Source organism: Muricaecibacterium torontonense (assembly GCF_004793925.1).
GTDB lineage: Bacteria > Actinomycetota > Coriobacteriia > Coriobacteriales > Atopobiaceae > Leptogranulimonas > Leptogranulimonas caecicola.
The window spans coordinates 429,110-448,858 of sequence record NZ_SRYE01000001.1 but is presented as its reverse complement, the minus strand read 5'-3'; the positions used below and the strand labels follow the sequence as shown (position 1 = coordinate 448,858).

Annotated in this window: 23 protein-coding genes; 13 read left to right on the top strand and 10 right to left on the bottom strand. The window is 59.7% G+C overall.

Annotation, left to right across the window (positions count from 1 at the left end):
• The first annotated feature begins 131 nt into the window (after window positions 1–131).
• The 4 genes from E5334_RS08605 to E5334_RS01870 all read left to right on the top strand — a co-directional run bounded on the left by E5334_RS08605 (window position 132) and on the right by E5334_RS01870 (window position 4,046).
• Window positions 132–1,247, top strand: coding sequence for a hypothetical protein (locus tag E5334_RS08605; RefSeq protein ID WP_167604254.1), 1,116 nt, complete (start codon window positions 132–134; stop codon window positions 1,245–1,247).
• Between the two features lie 8 nt (window positions 1,248–1,255).
• Complete coding sequence (locus tag E5334_RS08600; RefSeq protein WP_167604253.1) at window positions 1,256–1,987, top strand: ATP-binding cassette domain-containing protein; 732 nt, start codon at window positions 1,256–1,258, stop codon at window positions 1,985–1,987.
• Window positions 1,988–2,044: 57 nt separating this feature from the next.
• Complete coding sequence (locus tag E5334_RS01875; protein WP_136011902.1) at window positions 2,045–2,824, top strand: response regulator transcription factor; 780 nt, start codon at window positions 2,045–2,047, stop codon at window positions 2,822–2,824.
• A gap of 106 nt (window positions 2,825–2,930) precedes the next feature.
• A complete protein-coding gene (locus E5334_RS01870; protein WP_265592394.1) occupies window positions 2,931–4,046 on the top strand; it encodes a sensor histidine kinase in 1,116 nt (371 codons plus the stop codon).
• Here E5334_RS01870 and E5334_RS01865 read toward each other — a convergent pair.
• The 3 genes from E5334_RS01865 to E5334_RS01855 all read right to left on the bottom strand — a co-directional run bounded on the left by E5334_RS01865 (window position 4,036) and on the right by E5334_RS01855 (window position 5,615).
• A complete protein-coding gene (locus E5334_RS01865) occupies window positions 4,036–4,482 on the bottom strand; it encodes a hypothetical protein (RefSeq protein WP_136011900.1) in 447 nt (148 codons plus the stop codon). The genes E5334_RS01870 and E5334_RS01865 overlap by 11 nt on opposite strands.
• Window positions 4,466–5,245: a hypothetical protein gene (locus E5334_RS01860; RefSeq protein WP_136011899.1), complete on the bottom strand. Its 780-nt coding sequence runs from the start codon at window positions 5,243–5,245 to the stop codon at window positions 4,466–4,468. The genes E5334_RS01865 and E5334_RS01860 overlap by 17 nt, the downstream gene beginning before the upstream one ends.
• Before the next feature lie 118 nt (window positions 5,246–5,363).
• Window positions 5,364–5,615: a hypothetical protein gene (locus tag E5334_RS01855; RefSeq protein ID WP_136011898.1), complete on the bottom strand. Its 252-nt coding sequence runs from the start codon at window positions 5,613–5,615 to the stop codon at window positions 5,364–5,366.
• A 521-nt stretch (window positions 5,616–6,136) separates the two neighbouring features.
• On the opposite strand from E5334_RS01855, the gene E5334_RS01850 reads away from it, so the two are divergent.
• Together E5334_RS01850 and E5334_RS01845 are read left to right on the top strand one after the other, a co-directional pair.
• Window positions 6,137–6,373, top strand: coding sequence for a DUF1093 domain-containing protein (locus E5334_RS01850; protein ID WP_136011897.1), 237 nt, complete (start codon window positions 6,137–6,139; stop codon window positions 6,371–6,373).
• A gap of 144 nt (window positions 6,374–6,517) precedes the next feature.
• Window positions 6,518–7,672: a DUF3810 domain-containing protein gene (locus tag E5334_RS01845; RefSeq protein ID WP_136011896.1), complete on the top strand. Its 1,155-nt coding sequence runs from the start codon at window positions 6,518–6,520 to the stop codon at window positions 7,670–7,672.
• A gap of 66 nt (window positions 7,673–7,738) precedes the next feature.
• On the opposite strand, the gene E5334_RS01840 is transcribed toward E5334_RS01845, so the two are convergent.
• Together E5334_RS01840 and E5334_RS01835 are read right to left on the bottom strand one after the other, a co-directional pair.
• The gene (locus tag E5334_RS01840; protein WP_136011895.1) at window positions 7,739–8,005 is read right to left on the bottom strand and encodes a hypothetical protein; all 267 of its coding nucleotides are present in this window, start codon (window positions 8,003–8,005) and stop codon (window positions 7,739–7,741) included.
• Window positions 8,006–8,180: 175 nt separating this feature from the next.
• Complete coding sequence (locus E5334_RS01835) at window positions 8,181–8,486, bottom strand: hypothetical protein (RefSeq protein WP_136011894.1); 306 nt, start codon at window positions 8,484–8,486, stop codon at window positions 8,181–8,183.
• Between the two features lie 105 nt (window positions 8,487–8,591).
• Here E5334_RS01835 and E5334_RS01830 point away from each other — a divergent pair, with 105 nt between their 5' ends.
• The 4 genes from E5334_RS01830 (at window position 8,592) to E5334_RS01815 (ending at window position 11,932) form a co-directional block, all read left to right on the top strand.
• Complete coding sequence (locus E5334_RS01830) at window positions 8,592–9,134, top strand: DNA-deoxyinosine glycosylase (protein ID WP_136011893.1); 543 nt, start codon at window positions 8,592–8,594, stop codon at window positions 9,132–9,134.
• 99 nt (window positions 9,135–9,233) lie between these two features.
• Complete coding sequence (locus E5334_RS01825) at window positions 9,234–10,469, top strand: diphosphate--fructose-6-phosphate 1-phosphotransferase (RefSeq protein WP_136011892.1); 1,236 nt, start codon at window positions 9,234–9,236, stop codon at window positions 10,467–10,469.
• Window positions 10,470–10,471: 2 nt separating this feature from the next.
• Window positions 10,472–11,347: a spermidine synthase gene (locus E5334_RS01820; protein WP_136011891.1), complete on the top strand. Its 876-nt coding sequence runs from the start codon at window positions 10,472–10,474 to the stop codon at window positions 11,345–11,347.
• 24 nt (window positions 11,348–11,371) lie between these two features.
• Window positions 11,372–11,932 (top strand): PaaI family thioesterase, encoded by a 561-nt coding sequence (locus E5334_RS01815; protein ID WP_136011890.1) that lies wholly within the window; start codon window positions 11,372–11,374, stop codon window positions 11,930–11,932.
• An 84-nt stretch (window positions 11,933–12,016) separates the two neighbouring features.
• Here the strand turns inward: E5334_RS01815 and E5334_RS01810 are convergent, their stop codons facing one another.
• Window positions 12,017–12,535 (bottom strand): GNAT family N-acetyltransferase, encoded by a 519-nt coding sequence (locus E5334_RS01810; protein ID WP_136011889.1) that lies wholly within the window; start codon window positions 12,533–12,535, stop codon window positions 12,017–12,019.
• 192 nt (window positions 12,536–12,727) lie between these two features.
• Between E5334_RS01810 and E5334_RS01805 the strand changes: the two genes are divergently transcribed.
• A complete protein-coding gene (locus E5334_RS01805; protein ID WP_136011888.1) occupies window positions 12,728–13,885 on the top strand; it encodes a macro domain-containing protein in 1,158 nt (385 codons plus the stop codon).
• 158 nt (window positions 13,886–14,043) lie between these two features.
• Window positions 14,044–14,817, top strand: coding sequence for a vWA domain-containing protein (locus E5334_RS01800; protein ID WP_136011887.1), 774 nt, complete (start codon window positions 14,044–14,046; stop codon window positions 14,815–14,817).
• 7 nt (window positions 14,818–14,824) lie between these two features.
• On the opposite strand, the gene E5334_RS01795 is transcribed toward E5334_RS01800, so the two are convergent.
• Complete coding sequence (locus E5334_RS01795) at window positions 14,825–15,769, bottom strand: hypothetical protein (RefSeq protein ID WP_136011886.1); 945 nt, start codon at window positions 15,767–15,769, stop codon at window positions 14,825–14,827.
• Window positions 15,770–15,868: 99 nt separating this feature from the next.
• A complete protein-coding gene (locus tag E5334_RS01790; protein ID WP_167604251.1) occupies window positions 15,869–16,579 on the bottom strand; it encodes a response regulator transcription factor in 711 nt (236 codons plus the stop codon).
• Window positions 16,580–16,811: 232 nt separating this feature from the next.
• Between E5334_RS01790 and E5334_RS01785 the strand changes: the two genes are divergently transcribed.
• Entirely contained in the window at window positions 16,812–17,084 is a 273-nt protein-coding gene (locus E5334_RS01785; RefSeq protein WP_136011884.1) for a hypothetical protein, read from the top strand.
• A 170-nt stretch (window positions 17,085–17,254) separates the two neighbouring features.
• On the opposite strand, the gene groL is transcribed toward E5334_RS01785, so the two are convergent.
• Together groL and groES are read right to left on the bottom strand one after the other, a co-directional pair.
• Window positions 17,255–18,892 carry a chaperonin GroEL gene (gene groL / locus E5334_RS01780; protein ID WP_136011883.1) on the bottom strand — a complete coding sequence of 546 codons (1,638 nt, stop codon included), beginning with the start codon at window positions 18,890–18,892 and terminating at the stop codon, window positions 17,255–17,257.
• Between the two features lie 154 nt (window positions 18,893–19,046).
• Window positions 19,047–19,337, bottom strand: a complete 291-nt coding sequence (gene groES / locus E5334_RS01775; protein ID WP_136011882.1) for a co-chaperone GroES — start codon at window positions 19,335–19,337, stop codon at window positions 19,047–19,049.
• Window positions 19,338–19,749: the final 412 nt, after the last annotated feature.

Below are 19,749 nucleotides of genomic sequence, written 5' to 3'. Positions count from 1 at the left end.
CCAAGGTAAGCTGGCAACCGCAAGAGGGGTCGGCTCCGATCTGTGGCAGCTTTGTGGCAGGAATCTAAAGGTTTCAGGTCTCATTACTCCCTAAGATCAAGGCAGTTCCATAAAGGTCGATGGGAGCACCCATGGTTTCCTATGCCAGAGAGCTTTTTCGCGCGATCCTCCATAGCCCTTGGATTTATGCTGCCGCGCTGCTTTTATGCCTGTTTTTGTGGCTGCCGCTGGCCGGCGTGGGATCCACCGCCGGCGCCGATATGGTCGAGAGCTACGTGACCCAGCATGCCCAAGACATTGGCCCTCGCATCCAGATGCTTCAGGACTCAGGGGCTGCCGACAATATCATCAACCTCTGGAAGGAAGCCCAGCAGGCGCTGGACGAGGCCGGATCCAGCCCAAGAGGCTCTGCTGAGCAACTTCGTGCCTTAGGCCGTTACTGCCAGGCGATATTGGCGCTTTGCGATGCAGGCTACTTCGCCGGAACAGACGAGGCCATGATTCGCGCGAACTCCCTCACCATGGTGCGTGTGGGAGAGCTCCAAGAGCCGGTGGTCTATGGCACCACCCACCAGATGGGCGCATGGCCCTACCTGGCCTTTGTCTACGGGCAAGTGCCTCCGCTGCTATGGCTCGCCATAGCAGCGCTGGTGGCGGGGGTGGGGGTTTCTCGGCAAGAGCCAAAGGGCCTACTGGGACAATGCCCCATGAATTCCGGAGCAAAGGCGCTGGCGAGCATAGGGGTGACAACCATCGTAGCTTGGCTGCTCATGATGGCAGCCTGCGTGGTGGCGTTTTGCCAGCGTGGGCTGGCTGCGGGATTTGGGGATCCGGGATATCCGGCAGTGTTCGTCCAGGGTCAGCAGGTACTGGATCTCACCGCAGCCCAAGTGCTGGGGCGAGCTGCTGTGTTATTGCTGATCCAATGCGCCTGCTGCGCGTCGTTGGCACAGCTGGCGTTGTCCCTGGGCGCAAAGCGGCAAGTGGCGACAGCGATCGCCTGCCTGCCGATCTTGGGGCTTTTCGCAGTCAATGTGCTGGCAGAGGGGGCCTCGGCCTGGAATCCGGCGGCTTATTTCGATCTTTGGCCTATCGCCGGCGGACTTGCCTATTTCAACGGAGAAGCCCTTGTCCACGAGCCGGGAGTGTCCTGGGAGCAAGGATTGCTGGTTTTAGGACTTTGGTGCTTGGCTGTTGCAACAGCTTCAGTGGTAGGAAACCTTGCCGCACGCTCCACAAGGGTTTAGGAGGAGCCATGTACGAAGTACATGATTTGGTGCTGGGATTCGCGCGCAAAAGGCTGCTTGAACACGCGTCTCTCACGCTTGAGCCCGGACGGGTCACAGGCCTTATCGCCCCCAATGGCTTTGGCAAGACCACGTTGCTGCGGTGGCTGGCGGGCAATAGGAGCCTGGGACAGGCAAGCCGCCGCATGCTTGACGGCCACAAAGAGCCCAAGCCTCAGGCCATTCGATCGAAGGTTTTTTATATGCCTGGAGACGGCTCTCTGCTCAACCCTCAGCTGAGCGGTCGGGATCACCTGCAAACGGCAGCTCAGCTTTGGAAAAGCTCCGCAGACATTGCGCAGGTAGTAACCCAATGCTCTATGGAACCCTATATAGAGTGGGCCGTCCGGCGCCTATCCCAAGGCATGGCCCAGCAGCTGGCACTGGCCTGTGCCTACGTGGCACAACCCAAGTATCTGCTTTTGGACGAGCCTATGAACGCGTTGGACCCCACCCATGCCGAGTCCAATGGGCATTATCTGCGCGCCTTGGCTCGGCGCGGGAGCGCTGTGCTGTTCTCATCCCACATCTTGGACAACGTGACTGCCGTGTGCGACAGCGTGCTCACGATGGAAGGGAGGCGGCTGACCGAGCACGAAAACACCCGCAGCCGGGGATTTGCTGCGGAGTTGTATCGTAGAACCTATCAAACAGTGAATGACGCACCGGGCAGCGCGGCTTCTCGCCAACCGCCTCGATGATGGCTGTTCGCCGCAACATCTCCCTACTCCTTCTTCGCCGCATTATTGAGGAGCCCCATGGCAAAGATCTACTTCGCCGACGATGACCCAGACACTCGCACCTTGGTGGTTGCCTGCCTAGAGCGGGCAGGCCATGAAGTGGAAGGCTTTGCCAACGGGGCCTCTCTGTTGAGCGCCTTTCGCCGCAGCCCCTCCGATTTGGCGATCCTCGACGTCATGATGCCGGGCATGAGCGGCCTTGAAGCCCTAAGCGAACTTCGCCGCGCCTCGAGCTTGCCCGTGCTGCTCCTTACCGCCAAAGGCGCCCCGGACGACCAGTGCGAAGGCCTCGACTCGGGCGCCAACGACTACCTTCCCAAGCCTTTCGAGCTCCGCGTGCTTGTGTCGCGCATCCAAGCCCTGCTGCGCCGCACGGCTTTGCTTGAACCACAAGCTGTGCCGTCTGAAGCATTGAATCGCGACCTTGTGTGCAAAAACCTCGCCTTCGAGGCCAAGACTCGTCGCTTTTGGGTGACATCCTTGCCGAGAAAAACCTCCACCGCCGGATCAACCCGCCCCGGCCCTTCAAAGCCTCGCCGTCAAGAGCTCAAGCTCACACCCCTGGAGGCTGATCTTCTCGGATACCTGATGGCGCACTTTGAAGAACCCGTAGCGCGTGGCGAGCTGGTTCGCGCGGTGTGGGGCTATGAGGAGGTAGTGGCCTCTCGGGCGCCAGACGAAGCCAACCGGCGCCTTCGCCGCAAGCTGCTTGACGCCGGCTCCCAGGTGATCAACGAGACCGTATGGGGCTATGGCTGGCGGTTGGCTCCAAAGGAGGTGCCCCAGGATGCCCAGTGATTCGGTCTCCCCCACGCCCACTCGTGCCACATGCCATGGGCATATCCCAAAGAAACTCCCTGCAAATCAAAGCGCTCGCACGTTAAAGAGGCTCTCTGTGGCCATCATGATCTGCGTTGCCTGCGTACCCTTCATCTACCTGTGGTTTTCTCGCTTTGAGCTAGGAAGACAGGCAGAGCGGGCGCTGATGGCAACGGCTGCCAACGAATCTGTCGTCCAGGAAGCCTCGCTGCCCACGGTAAGTCGCGTGGAGTTGGGAGAAGAAGGCCAAAGGCTTACCCAGTACCCATCCATGGCTTCGGCCGGGTACTTGCCTTCTTTTTGGGGGCACCTCGCGAGCACTGCAGACGTCACGCCCCTTAACCAGGTGCAACGTTTTAGCGACCAAGGCCATGAGTTTTACTATCTGGTGGCAGGGCCCGATGAAGCCGCTCGTCAGCAGGGCTACCATCCTTGGCTCGTGTTCTGCGTGGACGAAGGCCCCTACCTCGCGCTGATCGACCAGGCGACTTCGCTCCTGCTGGTCATTGCCCTAGGAGTCTGCCTGCTGGTGAGGAGAGGCTCCGGCTGGCTGCTCAGGCTTATTGAAGAGGACCGCCGTCGCGCGAAAACCTTTTGCGCCAATGCCTCCCATGAGCTCAAGACACCCCTCATGGCCATCACCGGCTATGTGGAGGCGCTCGAAAGCGGGCTGCTCCCTGCCGAGCGCGCCCGGCCCATCATCCACCGCAACGTAGGCACCATGAGCAGGTTGGTAGATCAAATCATTTTGCTTTCCCAGCTTGACGAGCTGAGCTACGAAGCTCATATAGAAGAGGCGGACCTTCGCGAAATCGCCTTCGAGGCCTTGGAGGATGTGGCTCCCTTAGCTGATGCACGTCACGTTATTTTGCAAGCAGACCTCCCTTGCCAGCTGCCTCTACGCACCGACGGCCGCCTGGCTGCCAGCGCACTCACTTCTCTGCTGAGCGTGGTCGTTCGCCAAGCCCAAGGTGCGGTTGAGGTGAGCTCTCACGCATGCGCCGACTGGGTGGAGATTGTTGTGAGTTATGATGCGGTCCCTGGCGACGCCACTGCCGTCGATTCGGCTGATAGCTCGCCGATGCCCGCCAGTTTTGATCTCTCGCTGGCCCAAGAGTGCACCTCGCAGCTAGGCGGGGAGTTGCACTGGGATGCTGCTGCCGAGAAGACCACCTTCCACCTGCGACTCCCTAGGAAGTAGGGAGTGTTTCTCGGGTTATCACGCTGTAGTCCCAACCGCTCACATAGCCCACAGTTCCAGGGGCGAGAATATGGAACCAACGCAACTGGTCCCCTGGTTTAGGAAGAGGCGTCCTTTGGCTGGCACTGGATTGCATGGGATCTAACACCACCAGGGCAAAACTGCCCGTTTCCATGGAAGACCCCTCTTGCACCTGCACCATCACGAGGTACTTGTTGTCGCGCTCCTCTGCATACAGCACCTCGCCGCTGGATTCTCCTGCAGCTGCTCCAGCACCACCGGTCCTGGTATCTGATTGATCAGGCATCTCGTTGCCTCTCTCATTAATGCTTCGATCTTCTGAAGTAAGAGTTTTGCAGCCAACCATATTTAAAAACAGCAGGCTTAATACAAAGCCTGCTGTTTTAAATAACCTTCGTCTAGAAATAAGTTCCATGCGTCGTCCTGTAGCCGCTGTATGACACATTTAGATATTTCATATTGTACCATCCGTCAAATACGCTTAAGGTATTCATGGTAAGACCAGCACGCTTCAAGCAGGCCCATCCGTTGACACTCATAGAGTGTCCTGAAATACTCCCATCCAACCTTGTTATTGAAGCGGAAAAGACTGAATGTTTAGTATTAGAAACTTGATTTTGGAAAGAAGAGAATGCTGGGCTGAAAGTGTTGCTTTGATTTTGTGGAAATCCTCGTGCCCTACAGAACTCAACAAATCCTGGGCCTATTTTGTCCATTTCGGTAGTCCCTAGCATTGCACCAGCAGAACTATACTCCCCGGTTCCAGTTGTTCCTGTATACTTCCAAAGCTGGTCATAGCAAGACCAATCTGAGAATGGATCAATTAAAAAGCCCGATCCTGTCCACGTTAAACCTGCGATAGTATAAAGGGCAGTAACTGCACAAGCATATTTTCCCGTATTTTCTTCAATTTGCCCTTCTGTAGCAAACCAATAATCACCGATGTAACCCTCTGACGTAATTGTATATGCACTACCATATACTTGATCAGTTGGAATCAATAGATCATTCCATTCGGTTTTTGGAGTAGAGGTGTTTCTTCGTAGTGGCTTGAAGGGTACTCCGTCTGTATTGATAGCTATGCCAACTGCTTCGTCATAGGGGAATAAGTCAAGGGGAGAAAGCTGTAATAGACACGGCGCTCCAAGGCTACTAGAATTGAGGGTCTTTTTAAGCATACTCATTTGCTTTTGGTAAGGCCCCAGTGCTCCGGAATTAAAACAAAAAGTAGTGATTAGTTCTGGGCAGTTCGTATCAAGTAAGACATAGCCGCTATTTCCGCCTCCTTCTATAATATCAATAGCATAGCATATCAATAGCATAGCCAGAGGGCTGTCCATAAATATCGACTATGGGTATGGGGTTATCCACACCTGCTGAAGACCTATAAGTGTTCTTAACAAATTGTTCTGCATAATCAAGAGCAATCTCGGGACTAAAAACGACTAAGTCATCGCTTTCGGATGCAATTGCTTTCTTTGGCCTAAAGATCCCCATGGCTGCAATTGCTGCCATTGCTTTAATAAAATGTTTGCGTGAAATGCTCATTTTATCCTCCCTTATTAAATTCACTAATAACATGATCTTATACTTATCGAATAATTCAACATACAATCGATAACCGAGAAGTTGACAAACTGAATTGCTTTGTATGTTAGAGTTTAAATATTTGCGTATCAAAAAGCAGTAATCATATATTTAATTATCTTATTATTGCTTATATTATGATAATTTGCATTCTTCTGAAAGCGCAAGTATTACAAATACCAAACAGCGATACAGAATAAATATCCGAAATACTTATTGCATAAGCGTTTCAACCCCACCAGCCCTCCCCCTCTTACAAAACCGTTATCCCTCTGTCACCTGCATCGATGGACGCGCTCTGTGCGTCGGGCCACCATGGTCTGTGGGTGCGATGCGCGCATGAGCGATTGGAAGACCCCATGGCAAGAAAGATCCTGGTTGGGCTTGTGGCAGTAGTGGCAGTGGGCGCGGCAGTGGCAGTGGTGCTCCATAGCGAGTTGGCAGACCCCGACATCGCCTACGTCTAGATAGACAACGATGCCGTGCATTCCATCGAGCCCCATGGAGGCATGTGCTACTCCTATCAGCTGGAGGGTGTCACTCCAGCCGGTCAAACCACCCCCATCACCCTAGACACCGAGCGTATCCTTCGCGACGCCGCCTACCTGCGCCTCAAGACTCGCCCACTGGTAGGCGTCGTCTCCTGGGAAGAGGTGCAGTGGGATGAGATCCCCGAGGCTGCCCAGGGCAAACTGCCTGCCCCTGAGACAGTCTCATAGCCCCAGGTTACTCATGCTGCCCAGTGCCTGATGCCAACCCGGCGTCCCCCGCATCTTACTCAAGCCTCTCGCATCCATCCGCTAAGCTGATGAAGGAGCGCATCGACGCGCTATCCCGCCCATCGCACCCGGAAAGGAGGCCCTGTGCCCTTGCATCTTCCCCGCCGCACCATCGTGGGAACCTGCCTTTGCCTGACAGCTGCCGCAGCCGCCTGGGCCGGGTCGCTCTGGCTGGCGGCCAGCCCCTCCGACGCCTGGGCTCAAGGCCCCTACGTACCGCTGTCGAACGCCGTGGGCTGGGTGCCGGGGTTGGCGTCTTTCTCGGTAGCGGAATGGGTCCTTCTGGCTGCAGCCATCGCGATCATCGCATATCTCATAGTCAGCCTTCGGGCGATCATCAAAGCCGGCCGCGGGAGCAGACTCACGACCTTTTGGCGCCGCGCGATCCCCGCCGTCGCGACAGTGGCGGCCATCTGGGTGATCTTCATGGCGCTTCAAGGGCTCAACTACTACCGACCTACTTTCGCCCAGCTCGCCGGCTATGGGCCGGCCCTTGAGCAGGCGCGCAGCCTCCCTGCCGAGAAGCACGCCGCCCGCTTAGCCGAGCTCTGCCAAGAGCTGGGACGCCGGATGGATGAGAGCCGGGCGGCGTTGGGGCCCGTCTCCGACCAGTGGCTTCGCAGCCGCCCTGCGACCTCGGGAGATGGGCGGGGAGACTTCCCTGCGATGGCCCAAGAGGCGAAATTGCTGGTCGAGGCCTTGAACTCCCCTCACCCTGGACTCTTCGACGTCGAGTTCTCCACCCCTAAGCCGGTACTGGCCTCTCGGCTCCTGTCGCTGGTGGGCATCACCGGCTTCTACTTTCCCTTTACCGCCGAGGCCAACGCGAGCGTTGACTGGCCCCGCTTTTGCGTGCCGGCCACCCTCTGCCACGAGCTGGCCCATCGCGCCGGGTTCATGCGCGAAGACGAGGCCAACTACATTGGCTATCTGGCCTGCGTGAACTCAGAGGACCCGCTGGCTCGCTACAGCGGCTACACCCTGGCCTACAACCATGCCATGAACACCCTCTACGGGCAGGATCAGGCCGCCTGGGCACGCATCAACCGTCAAAGGAGCGCCGCGGTGGCTGGCGACCGAGCGGCCCGCTCCTCGATGGCTGCCAGCTATCGAGGCCCTCTTCAAGATCTGGGAGACGCAGTGAACGACGGTTACCTCAAGGCCCAAGGGCAGTCGTCCGGCACCGCCAGCTACGGCCTCATGGTGGATCTGCTGCTGGCAGACCCGGAGTTTTCCTAGGTGCCGCAACCCCCAGCTTGAAGAGGGCCCCAAGACAGCCGGCACGGCGGCCTGCCTGCACGTCCTCTACCGCTGGCTCACATAGAGCTTGTTCGACCGCGGAAACTCCCGGCGACAGGCCTCGCGCAGCGCTTTGCGGGCCTCAGCTCCCGGCGGATAGTCCTTCTCGGCAGCGGCATAGCCGCCCTCAGCCACCCGCACCGCATCGCCTGTGGCACACACGCTCACCCAGCGGTCCTTCTTAAAGGTCTTAAGCTCCACCGAGCCTTTGGAACCCTTGCCGCACAGCCCCTGCGCCATCCCCAGCGCCTGCTTCATCGCCATAAGTTTCACTGCGTCTCGCCTCCTTCGTGGGCAGAAGTTTCATGGCCTACCCCTATCTGCCAACGAGAAAATAGATCTGCCGGAAAGCAGGCTCTCGTACCACAAAATAGCGAATCCACTCGCTCGTCGCCTTACCGAGAAACCCGCGCCTTTCCTGCCTGACATCCGTGGGTCGCCGGGGCGCCTACCCACTCGCCAGAAAGCGCTCGAGCTCCTGAGTGAAGTCGCGTTTTACCAGCGTAGGGGTGATGTAGACCACCTGGGCGGCGTCGCCTGCCACCCAAAAGGCCACGCGCACACTGCCGGCGTCTTTGGAGTTCACTCGGCACTCTTTGAGGGAATGGCCCTGGAAGGGGCGCTTGATGGCGCTCTTGCACTTGAAGAAATCGTTCTCTGCCTGGCTGGCAAGCATCTGAGGAATGCGGCTGGCCAGATCTGGCCAGCGTTTGAGGGACCGCGCGCAACCGCGCTTGTCGAAGGTCACGTTCATGGGCGCTGCCTCCTCTCTGGGCCGCAAGATGCGCAACGGGTGCTTGGCCGGGTAAGATTTCTGGGTAGGTTTGTGCCCAAAAGCCGGGGGCAGGGAGGAGCACGCGTGCAAACTCAGCAGGTCACCCACACTTTGGAACCGGTCTATGACAGCGCCAGCCGCGTGCTGGTGTTGGGCACGATGCCCAGTCCAAAATCTCGGGAGCTGGGATTTTACTACGGGCATCCCCAAAACCGCTTTTGGCGGGTGCTGGCAGCGCTCTTTGGCGAGCCGGTGCCAGAAACCGTTGAAGCCAAACGGGCGCTGGTGTTGGCCCATGGCATCGCCCTTTGGGACGTACTGGCTTCCTGCCATATCGCCGGGGCATCGGATGCCTCCATCAAGGATGCAGTGCCCAACGACTTGGGACCGCTGCTCACTGCCGCGCCTATCCAGGCCGTGGCAACCACCGGGGCTGCGGCGGCACGGTTTTATCGGCAGTTCGACAAGCCGCAGTGGCCGGAGCTCGAACATGTGGCGCTGCCCTCTACCAGCGCGGCCAACGCATCTCTGCGCTTAGATGATCTGATTGTCGCCTATGAGCCTTTAAGAGAGCTGGCGGGCGGGGACAACCTGTCGAGCCTCGATGACAAGTTGGCGCACCAGTAGGCTTTGTAAGGTCCCAAGCGGGACGGTTGGCTTAGAGTGAAAGAGTTCTAAGACCGTCGTCTCGCGCCGTCGACGGACGCGCCATGCAAAGGGGGCCCTATGGAGCAAAAGTGGGACACCACGGTGTTGGTGGGGCAGTCGGGAGGCCCCACCGCCGCCATCAACGCCAGCCTTGTTGGAGTGTGGGAAGCCGCCTACAGGCTGGGAGCCCGCGTGGTGGGCATGCGCAACGGCATCGAGGGCTTTTTGGCCGGCGCCACAGTGGATCTGGACGCCATCGTGAGCGACCCGCTCCAGGCCGAGCTGCTGCGCCATACTCCGGCCTCGTTTTTGGGCAGCTGTCGCTACAAGCTGCCGGATCCTGAGGATGACGCCACGCCTTACCAGGAGCTTTTCTCGCGCTTTGAAGCCCTGGGCGCAGGGGCGGTGCTCTACATTGGCGGCAACGACTCCATGGACACCATCGAGAAGCTGGCCCGCTACGGCGAGAGCGCAGGAAGCCCCATCCGCTTCATGGGCGTTGCCAAGACCATCGACAACGACCTGATGGGCACCGACCACACCCCCGGCTATGGCAGCGCTGCCAAATTTGTGGCCACCTCGGTCCATGAGCTGAGAAGGGATTCCGACACCTACTTTATGAAGTCGGTCACCGTGGTGGAGATCATGGGCCGCGATGCCGGCTGGCTCACCGCCGCCGCAGCCCTGGCAGGGGCTCCAGGACAAGACGGCCCCGACCTGTTCCTGCTGCCGGAGGCTCCGGTGAGCTTGGACGACATCGTTTCTCGGGTAGATAAGCTCTTCAAAACCCAGAACACCGTCATTATCGCGGCCAGCGAGGGCGCCCGCACGCCCACGGGAGAGCCGCTCTATCAGGACGAGTCGGTGGGTGTGGACGCCTTTGGCCATGCGGCGGCCCAATCTGGCCTCTGCCGCTATCTGGCCGGCGTCATCAAGGAGCGTCTGGGGGTCAAGACCCGCGCGGTGGAGCTCTCCACCCTCCAGCGCTGCGCGGCGCATCTGGCCAGCGCCACCGACCTCGCAGAAGCCGCCACCCTGGGCTCCACCTCACTGCAGGCAGCAGCGTCCGGGGCCACTGGCATGCTTTCGGTGATTCACCGCATCTCCGACGACCCCTACGCGGTACGCTATGGTCTCAAAGCCATCTCTGATGTGGCCAATGGGGTACGCACCATCCCACGCAGCTGGATCACGCCGGACGGCATGGGCCTCACCCAGGTCTTTTTAGACTATGCCCGCCCGCTCATTGCCGGCGAGGTCCATCCCATCTTTGTGGACGGAGTCCCCTGGTACCCCCGTCTTGCCAAGGAGTAGCCATGAACAAGCCCACCTTGTCTTCCCTGAAGCCCGTGGCCATCGGCGCCCTTACGGTCGCTGCCGGCGCCGCGGGAGCCTTTGGCGCCACCAAACTCGCCCAGCATCTGGCCTTGCGCGCCGACCGCCTGGTGCCCACCCGCTTTGGCGTGGCCCATCTGTTCACCACCACCGACTCTGAAGGCCGCCTCATGCGCGTGCTCTCAGTAGGCGGCGGCTGGCAATCGGTGATGTATCTGGATGACCCGGACGAGCCTGTGGCAGCCCATAGCCGCGGCTTAGACGTCATCTTCTCCCCTGAGCTGGCCGCCCAGGGCGTCCATCCCAAAAACGTGCTGGTGGTAGGCGGCGCCGGCTGCTGCTGGCCACGCCACGCCATCAAGGAGCATGAGGATCTCTCCATCACCGTGTGTGAGATCGACCCCATGATCATCGAGATCGCCCGCCGGGAGTTCCACCTAGACCACGCCATCGAGTTCGCAGGCACCCTGCCCTCCGGCGAGCCGCGCCTGAAGGTGGTGCAGGAGGACGGCCTGAGCTTCCTGGTGAAGCGCAAGGTCTTGGGCCGCGGCGCTGCCCAGCCTTACGACGTCATCGTCAACGACGCCTACGCCGGCACCTCCGCCCCCTCGGACCTCATGAGCGGCTACGGCCTGGATATGGCCAAAGAGAACCTTGCTCAAGACGGTCTCTACCTGGTGAATGTAGTAGCACCCGCAAAGGACCCCACTCGCGTCCTTGAGGCCCGCGACGCCCTGCTCATGGCCTTCGAGCACGTCTATGACCTACGCTGCCCCGACCCTCTGGCCCAAGATGAGAACAACATTCTCATCGCCAGCGACCGCGAGCTTGAGGTGCCCGGCGCTACCGAGCTCTAAACCTACAAGGAAAGTGCTGCTCCTATGTCTGCTTCTGAATCCTGCCCCCACTGCACGCCTGCGGGCCCCGGCTGCGAGCACAATCAACCTATTAACGACATGTGCTTCGTGTGCGGCTACGAGAACCCCGCAGGCCTGCACGCCCAGTTTGTGGAGGACGACACCCCCGGTCAGGTGACAGGCGTGTTTACTGCACGCGATATCCACTGCAGCTATCCTGGGCTCCTCCACGGCGGCGTCATTGCGGCCATCTGCGACGAGTCCATTGGGCGCGCCTACATCAGCGGCAACCACGATCACTGGGGCGTCACCATGGAGCTCACCGTGCGCTACCACAAGCCCACGCCGCTCAATGTGCCCCTCACGGTGAAGGCCTCTATCACCAAGGAAACTCGGCGCACCTTCGAGGGACAGTGCGACCTCTTTACCCAGGAAGGCATGCGCTGCGTGAGCGCCAGCGCCATCTACGCCAAGCTGCCGATGGAGCGCATCATCGCCGAGTGCACAAGCGACGATTCCTACGTATGGGTGCCTGACACCCGCTCCATCCCCACCGAGGAGCTAGACGCCCCCGAGCACCGCTAGTCGCGGACAGATGCGAGTGGCCGGTTGTGCACTGAGGCCAGATGCGCGATGAGTCCATGGGTCGCTTGGGCGCTCTACCTGCGGCTAGGCGCTGGCAGCCTGCGTGGCGGCCGGCGCCTGCGGCGTGAGCTCATAGGCCACCCAAGGCCCCTCGCGCCAACGCCTAAGCTCGCCGCAGTAGACAAAGCCCAGGCGCTCAAGCACAGCCTGCATGGTGACGTTGTGGCCGTTGGTGTCGATGCGAAGGTGGTAAAACCCCTGGCCCTTAGCGAAGTCCACAATCTGGGCCATGGCGTGGGAAAAGGTGTTGTCGGTAGCAACGCGATGAATCACGCCATAGGGAGAGCTGTCGATCCAGGCGCCGTCGATATCGCCATAATCTGGGTCTGGCCCCGCGGCCAGCGAGAAGCAGCCATGGACCTCTGAGCCGTCATCCACAAACACGTAAAAGGTTCCGGCGTCGATATCGTCGAGAATTGTATGCTCGGTGGGATAGCCCTCCCACTGACCGGCATTGCCCTCGGCCCGCATGCGGCTGCGGGCGCACTCGATAACGCTCATAATGGCAGGTAGATCGCTAGTGCGCGCAGAACGAATGACCATAGTGCCCCCGATACTCCGTGCGTTGAAATAAGAGTGGATACCATACCATAGCCCTATGGCGCTCTAGACCATTTTGACGCTGGAATACCAAGGGACACACAGGCACCAAAATCTCTACGCCACCTTGTGCTTTAAGAGATTTTCAGGCTGTTTTTAGCTAGCGTCCATTCACCGCGTCTGATTGGATTTCCTATGCCGTTTTATATCAATAACGCAGATATCACCACCATGGATGTGGACGCGATAGTCAATGCTGCCAACTCCCGTCTCACCCGCGGAGGAGGTGTCTGCGGTGCCATTTTCGCTGCCGCCGACGCAGCTGCCCTCGAAGCCGCTTGCACTCAAGCGGCCCCCGTCGCACCCGGCCAAGCTGCAGCCACGCCCAGCTTTGGCCTCAAGGCACCCTGGATCATTCACGCGGTAGGGCCCATCTGGCGCGGCGGTTCGAGCCGAGAAGCCCAAACCCTCGCCTCCTGCTACCACTCTGCCCTTCGCGTGGCTGCCAAGCTGGGAGCTACGAGCGTCGCGTTTCCTTTGATATCTTCAGGCATTTATGGCTACCCGGCGGACGAGGCTCGCAAGATCGCCCGCACCGCCATTTTGGAGGAACTGGAAGCCACCGGCGACTCCATGGATGTCCACCTGTGCCTATGGGGTGACCATACCCAGGCCCGCCGCGCTCTGGAACCCGAGCTGGTGGAGTACCTGCGCACCCTCCCCGACGAGCTGCTGGATGCCAGCCTGCCTCTAGACTCGCTGTTCACTCCCGCCGCCGGCGCGCCGGTTGGCGCCGGGGCGCCGGCTGCCCCCAAAGCGCCCGCAGCTCCCCGCAGGTCCCGAAGACGTCGGGACGCCAGCGCGCCGGCCACCAGCGTCCCGACCCCTGCGCAGGCAGCTCCCAGCCCCGAGGACACCGGCGCCCTCTTCCTGGCCGACCAAGCCATCACCGCCCCCGGCGCCGCCAGCGTGCCCACCCACGCCGCCACATTGGAGGAGGCGCTGCAGCACTTGGATTGGGGTTTTTCTCGGCAGCTGCTGGCCCTTATCGACGCCCGCGGCCTCACCGACGCCCAGGTCTACCGTAAAGCTGGGCTCACTCGGCAGCATTTTTCCAAGATCCGCTCCAATCCCAGCTATCAGCCTCGCAAGCAGACCGTGCTGGCTCTGGCCTTTGCCCTGGAGCTCACGCTGGCAGAAACCCGCGATCTTCTATCTCGTGCCGGCTTTGCGCTGAATCCCTCGTCCATCGACGACGCCATATGCGCCTGGTACTTGGAACGGCGCATGTTTGATATCGACCGAGTGAACCAGGCCCTCTACGCCTACGACCGCCGGCTGTTGGGAGCCTAGGAGCCGCGCCTCCCGGCACCACATCTGCATGCTGCCCGTTGCTGCGTCACCATGCCGCGCGCCATGCTCGCCTTCCAATGTCACCTGGCAGGCGACCTTTGGCGAGGCGTTTCCCTTTAGGCTTGCAAGCAACATCCGCCACGCCTGAAGGAGGCTCCATGAACTCGTTTTTCTTTGGCTCCACGCACTCTGCCAGCCAGCCTGTCGACACCGCCGCAGATACTTGCCAGCCCGCGCGCCGTCATCACCAGCACCATCACCATGCCACCGAGAAGCCCGCACCCCCGGTGGCTGAGCTGGTATTCATTATCGATGCCAGCGGGTCCATGATGCCTTTGGTAAGCGACACGGTGGGCGGATACAACTCGGTGCTTAAGAAGACCGCCGGAGCCGGCGACAATGCGCTGGTGACCACGGTGTTCTTTAATCAAGCATCGACCATTATCCATGACAGGGAGCCCATTGGGTCTATCAAACCGCTCGCTGCCAGCGACTATGTGCCCTGCGGCACCACTGCACTGCTGGACACGGTGGGGTCCACTATCGAGCGTATCGATTTGATTCAGCAGCATCAGCCTGCAGGGCATAAGCCCAGCTCCACTACGGTGTGCATCATCACCGACGGTCTGGAAAACGCCTCTCACAAGTTTTCTTATGGACAGGTGAAGCGCTTGATCTCGCAACATAGGGAGAGGGGCTGGGAGTTCCTGTTCCTAGGGGCCAACATCGACGTGGCCGAGCAGGCAGAGAGCCTAGGCATCGACCTTAACCGCGCCGTCGCCTACGACGCGGACTCCACCGGCACCTTTGCCGCCTTCCAATCCTTTGGCGATGCGGCGGTATGTGCCTGTGCGGGCGCGCCGCTGGATGATTCCTGGCGGGCGGCGGTAGACCAAGACCAGGAGAGGCGCGGAAAGCGTCGCCGCAGGTAGAGCTAGGTTACGCATAGTTAAAACAGATGGAGCTGGACCCTTTGTCGTGCCTTGCTTCTACCTTGCAGCCCTCCGCTCGAGCGAAGTCTCGCGCAAGCTCGACGAGCTCAGAGGGGACAGCCGACAGATCAGAACCATTCCAAGAGACGCCCACCTGGTTGTGGGCGTCTTGTTTTGCCGCAAAGAGCGTCGATGGCTGCGAAGCGACCATCGCCTTTGCGATGCAGTAAAGAACTGCCGTGAGCCTTTCTTCGCTGCACGAGATCTCAACTGGCTCCGGCGCATAGACGCCCACCTGGGGGCTGGAGGACTCCGCATCTTTATCAAGCGCCCTGGCCACTTCAAAGACGATCTCCCGAGCATCCACAACCCTCAAGATCGCGCCGGGCGAATACTGGAACCTCACGAGGGTGTCAAAGGCCTCTATGAGATCGTCCACCTCTTGGCTTCTTGCCTGCTCCTCTGACCTAAGCTGGCCTAGCGCCAAAGCGGTTATGGGCCCCTTGACCTCATGGAGCAAACGGACAGAAAGCGCCTCGGAGATGGCGATCTCTCGCTCGATGTCCCGAGTGACCTTAGAACTCAGAACCGCTGCCACCAGAGTCGTGAAGAGCGCCGTGCCAATGAGTGCCCATTTTGCAACGCGAAACGTAGCCACCCAAGAGCTGCAATCCACATAGCGAACCGTCACACCCGAGGCAGCATCGTCTATCACTCTGTAGAACACCAAGCAGTCGCCCGCGTAATAGGAGCACACATCAGGCTTTTGGCCAGCTTGCTGAAGGGGCTTCTCGGCAATCTCATCGCGCAGCTCGCTCGTGAACGGAACGCTCGCAAAAGCCTCAGCGCCCAAATCCCCCTCCCCACCTAAGACCGCCTCTTGCGCATGAAGCCCCAGCAGCCCAGAGCCTCCCCCATCAAGGACGCTTTTCGCAGACAGATCGACCAACACGCACACCCCTGCATAGAGAACTGCCAGGCAAACGGCCCATCCAACCACAAACCTCTGCACTCGGGCCTGCCGCAGCTTGTCCCAGGCGCTCGCCATAGGTCAACCCCCGCTCTCGGGAGTCTCAAGCCTATAGCCCACGCCCCACACCGACCGCAAGGCCACCGAAGCCCCTGCGTATTCTAGTTTGCGCCGCACTCGGCGAGTCATTTCGTCGGCCGTCCGACTTTCAACTTCTTGAGGCATGTCCCAGACTTCTGCAAGCAGGCGCTCTCGCGATAGGGGCTGATTGGGATGCGCAAGGTAATAGCGCAACAGTTTTATCTCTGTAGGCGTGAGGGGCACGGGCCGCCCCTCCACAAAGCACTCTCCATCGCAACAGCGCAGGTTTCCCGCGCGCACTTCGCCTTTTCCTGCCGAGAAAGACCCGTCCTCGCAAGCATGAGCCGTCCGTCGGAGCAATGCGTTGACCTTGGCGAGAAGGTATGCGGGACGGATCGGCTTAGTCACATAGTCGTCGCAGCCGCTTGCCAAGGCGTCGATCATGTCCAACTCGCTGTTGTCACCAGAGAGCACAAGCACAGGCAGCAGAGACACTTCCCGGATACGCTTGAGCAGAGTGAGGCCGTCGACATGGGGAAGCGTCATATCCAAGATCAGCAGGTCAAAGCGCTGATCCTCTAGAAGTGCAGGCGATTCGTATAATGTGGCGCCGTCAGGAATCGCCTTTACGCTATGTCCAGCGCCTGTCAGCACCTGGCTTACCGAAGTTCTCACTTGCAGGTTGTCTTCGATATAGAGAATGTTTGCCATAGCTGCTCCTTTGATTAACTTTAGCATGGGAGCATAATCGCAATTGCAACAATATGTTTTGATTTACCCAGCGATGTTTTGTATTTCTTGGTTTATATTTGCTAATAATAATGTGATTCTTTACCTCGAAATAACCTGATAGCCACGACATTTCCCGATTATCGACCGTAGATCGCCGTCAGCCTTGTCCACAACTGCGTGCAATGAGCCGCATGCAAAGGAAGCAGGCTCTATGACCTGGGCTTCAATCAAAGCAAAGTTTTCCTACTGGTGGGCAGAAGGCTACCTCTCTTGGGATGGCATCGCCGTGGCCATAAGCTGCCTGTCAATTGGTGTGCTGTATCACTTTGGCTGCATCGATAGGTTCATGCTTCTTACCATGAGCAGTCTTTTGGTAATAGCTGCCGAGCTTGTTGGCTACCGCACTTCAAAGGCCCATGGCCGCACCTTTGATGCTGCGGTATGCCTCATATGCGCAATCCTCTATTTGCTGCTCCTTTGGTAGCGCCCTATCGGCAGCCGCGAAGGGGCAACGAAGGGCCAATGAGCTTCATGGTTGCGGTTCTTATCGGCAAGGAAAAAGCCCGCCTCCAGCTTGCGGTGAGCTGAGGACGGGCTTGTATGCGTAGAGCTACGTGCGCGATGAGGCGCTAAGAGGGCTTTGACCTCGAGGGATTAGTACATGCCACCCTGACCGCCCTGGGCGGCAGCAGCGGAGATGGCCTCCTCGATGGTGGTGTCCTTGGGCTCGTCGGTGACGGTGGCCTCGGTGATGAGGAAGAGGCCGGCCACAGAGGCGGCGTTTTGCAGGGTGACGCGAGCGACCTTGACGGGGTCGAGCACACCCATCTCAATCATGTCGCCGTACTGGCCGGTAGCGGAGTCCAGGCCATGACCCTTGTCCATGCCGCGAACCTTCTCGACCACGACTGCACCCTCGAAGCCGGCGTTATCAGCGATGGTCTTGACGGGGGCGGCCAGCGCCTTGGCAACGATGTCGACGCCGATCTTCTCGTCCATGTCGTCGCACTTCATGGAAGCCAGGACCTCGGAGGCGTCCAGGAAGGCTACGCCGCCGCCGGCGACGATGCCCTCTTCCACCGCGGCGCGGGTGGCTTGCAGGGCGTCCTCGATGCGGTGCTTGATCTCCTTGAGCTCCACCTCGGTGGCAGCGCCCACCTTGAGGACGGCCACGCCGCCGGCCAGCTTGGCCAGACGCTCGCGAAGCTTCTCGCGGTCGAAGTCGGAGTCGGTGTGGTCGATCTCGGCTTTGATCTGGGCGATGCGGTCGTCGATGGCGCTCTTGGCGCCCTCGCCGCCCACGATGGTGGTGTTGTCCTTGGTGACCTTGACGCTCTTGGCGCGGCCCAGCATGTCGGCGGTGGTGTCAGCCAGCTTGATGCCCAGCTCTTCCATGGCCACCTGGCCACCGGTGACCACAGCGATGTCCTCGAGCATGCGCTTGCGGCGATCGCCATAGCCAGGAGCCTTCACGGCGCAGACGTTCAGGGTGCCGCGGAGCTTGTTGAGGATCAGCGTGGCCAGAGCCTCGCCGTCCACGTCCTCGGCCACGATGAGCAGCGCAGAGCCGGACTTTTGCACGGCCTCGAGGATGGGCAGGATGTCCTGGATGTTGGACACCTTCTGGTCGGTCATGAGGATGTAGGGGTTCTTGAGCTCGCAGACCATGGACTCGTTGTCGGTGGCGAAGTACGGGGAGATGTAGCCCTTATCGAACTGCATGCCCTCGACGGTCTCGATCTCGATGCCAAAGGTCTGGGACTCCTCGACGGTGATGACGCCGTCCTTGCCCACGACCTCCATGGCGTCGGCGATCTTCTTGCCGATCTCAGGATCGGCAGCGGAGATGGTGCCTACAGAGGCGATCTGGGCCTTGGTGGAGACGGTCTGGGCGGCGCCCTTCATCTCCTCCACCACGGCGTCCACGGCGTGGTCGATGCCGCGGCGGATCGCCAGGGGGTTGGCGCCGGCGGCTACGTTGCGCAGGCCCTCGTTCACGATGACCTGGGCCAGAAGCGTAGCGGTGGTGGTGCCGTCACCCACGGTGTCGTTGGTCTTGGTGGCGACCTCCTTCACCAGTTGAGCGCCCATGTTCTCCACGGGATCCTTGAGCTCGATCTCCTTGGCGACCGAAACGCCGTCGTTGGTGATGGTGGGAGCACCGTAGGGGCGCTGAAGAGCCACATAGCGGCCCTTGGGGCCCATGGTGGTGGTGACAGCATCTGCCAGGGTGTTGACGCCGGCTGCAAGCTTGGAACGGGCATCGGTGCCAAAGTTGATAATCTTGGCCATAGGTATGCGTACCTCCTATGAAACAGTTACTTGATGGAGTGGTGCTGCGACTCATGGGTCGCAGCAAGGGGGGTCTCGCAGGGAGCGAGAGCGCGGGTTTCTCGGCAGCTATAAGACGCGCAAGGCGCGCTGCATGAGAAACGCGAGGAGGGGGTTAGCCCTCGATGATGGCGTAGATGTCGTCGGCACGGAGGAGTAGGTAGTCCTCGCCGTCGACCTTGATCTCATTGCCACCAAACTTGCCGTAAAATACCTGGTCGCCCACCTTCACGTCCATGAGGATGCGGTTGCCGTTGTCATCACGACGGCCCTCGCCTACTGCGACGACCTCGCCCTTTTGGGGCTTTTCCTGGGCGCCCGAGGAAATGTAGAGGCCCGAAGAGGTCTTCTCTTCCTTGGGGGCCGGCTTGACGAGCACGCGATCACCCAGCGGCTTGAGATTCATAACGACTCCTCCTTTACGGATTTCGCCTCGAAGCGGCGATGTTCTCACACATTGCATCCTACAAAGACGACCAACTTCTAGCAAGCGCTAGAAGAAAATCTCCATTAAGCCACTTAGATTTTCTAGTAGTCCCCTTTATAGGTAGGCTTTGGGCCTGGCACTCCTTGGGAGAAGCACTCCTGCGCAGAGCGATTCTGACGCAGCATTCCCTGCGAAATGCCCCAGTAGGGCCTCCGCCAGAACAATGCCATGGAGAACGCGGCTTTGCACAGGGCTTCTTTCCGAAGCGCCTGAGACCTTTGCCTGACGCCGCTTCGAGCCTTGCCGAGACGCTGTCTCTTAGGGGCTTTCCGCAGAGCCACTAGCACATCTACCCGGCCTCGGGACCCTCCTAACGCCCTAGTGGGCTCTC

Excerpts from the sequence above, each read along its gene's own strand:
- E5334_RS01860 (WP_136011899.1), bottom strand. The coding sequence starts at position 5,245 with ATGCTTAAAAAGACCCTCAATTCTAGTAGCCTTGGAGCGCCGTGTCTA.
- E5334_RS01870 (WP_265592394.1), top strand. The coding sequence starts at position 2,931 with ATGATCTGCGTTGCCTGCGTACCCTTCATCTACCTGTGGTTTTCTCGC.
- E5334_RS01865 (WP_136011900.1), bottom strand. The coding sequence starts at position 4,482 with ATGGAACTTATTTCTAGACGAAGGTTATTTAAAACAGCAGGCTTTGTA.
- E5334_RS01855 (WP_136011898.1), bottom strand. The coding sequence starts at position 5,615 with ATGAGCATTTCACGCAAACATTTTATTAAAGCAATGGCAGCAATTGCA.
- E5334_RS01790 (WP_167604251.1), bottom strand. The coding sequence starts at position 16,579 with ATGGCAAACATTCTCTATATCGAAGACAACCTGCAAGTGAGAACTTCG.
- E5334_RS08605 (WP_167604254.1), top strand. The coding sequence starts at position 132 with ATGGTTTCCTATGCCAGAGAGCTTTTTCGCGCGATCCTCCATAGCCCT.
- groES (WP_136011882.1), bottom strand. The coding sequence starts at position 19,337 with ATGAATCTCAAGCCGCTGGGTGATCGCGTGCTCGTCAAGCCGGCCCCC.
- E5334_RS01820 (WP_136011891.1), top strand. The coding sequence starts at position 10,472 with ATGAACAAGCCCACCTTGTCTTCCCTGAAGCCCGTGGCCATCGGCGCC.
- E5334_RS01800 (WP_136011887.1), top strand. The coding sequence starts at position 14,044 with ATGAACTCGTTTTTCTTTGGCTCCACGCACTCTGCCAGCCAGCCTGTC.
- E5334_RS01825 (WP_136011892.1), top strand. The coding sequence starts at position 9,234 with ATGGAGCAAAAGTGGGACACCACGGTGTTGGTGGGGCAGTCGGGAGGC.
- E5334_RS01810 (WP_136011889.1), bottom strand. The coding sequence starts at position 12,535 with ATGGTCATTCGTTCTGCGCGCACTAGCGATCTACCTGCCATTATGAGC.
- E5334_RS01815 (WP_136011890.1), top strand. The coding sequence starts at position 11,372 with ATGTCTGCTTCTGAATCCTGCCCCCACTGCACGCCTGCGGGCCCCGGC.
- E5334_RS08600 (WP_167604253.1), top strand. The coding sequence starts at position 1,256 with ATGTACGAAGTACATGATTTGGTGCTGGGATTCGCGCGCAAAAGGCTG.
- E5334_RS01835 (WP_136011894.1), bottom strand. The coding sequence starts at position 8,486 with ATGAACGTGACCTTCGACAAGCGCGGTTGCGCGCGGTCCCTCAAACGC.
- E5334_RS01875 (WP_136011902.1), top strand. The coding sequence starts at position 2,045 with ATGGCAAAGATCTACTTCGCCGACGATGACCCAGACACTCGCACCTTG.
- E5334_RS01805 (WP_136011888.1), top strand. The coding sequence starts at position 12,728 with ATGCCGTTTTATATCAATAACGCAGATATCACCACCATGGATGTGGAC.
- groL (WP_136011883.1), bottom strand. The coding sequence starts at position 18,892 with ATGGCCAAGATTATCAACTTTGGCACCGATGCCCGTTCCAAGCTTGCA.
- E5334_RS01785 (WP_136011884.1), top strand. The coding sequence starts at position 16,812 with ATGACCTGGGCTTCAATCAAAGCAAAGTTTTCCTACTGGTGGGCAGAA.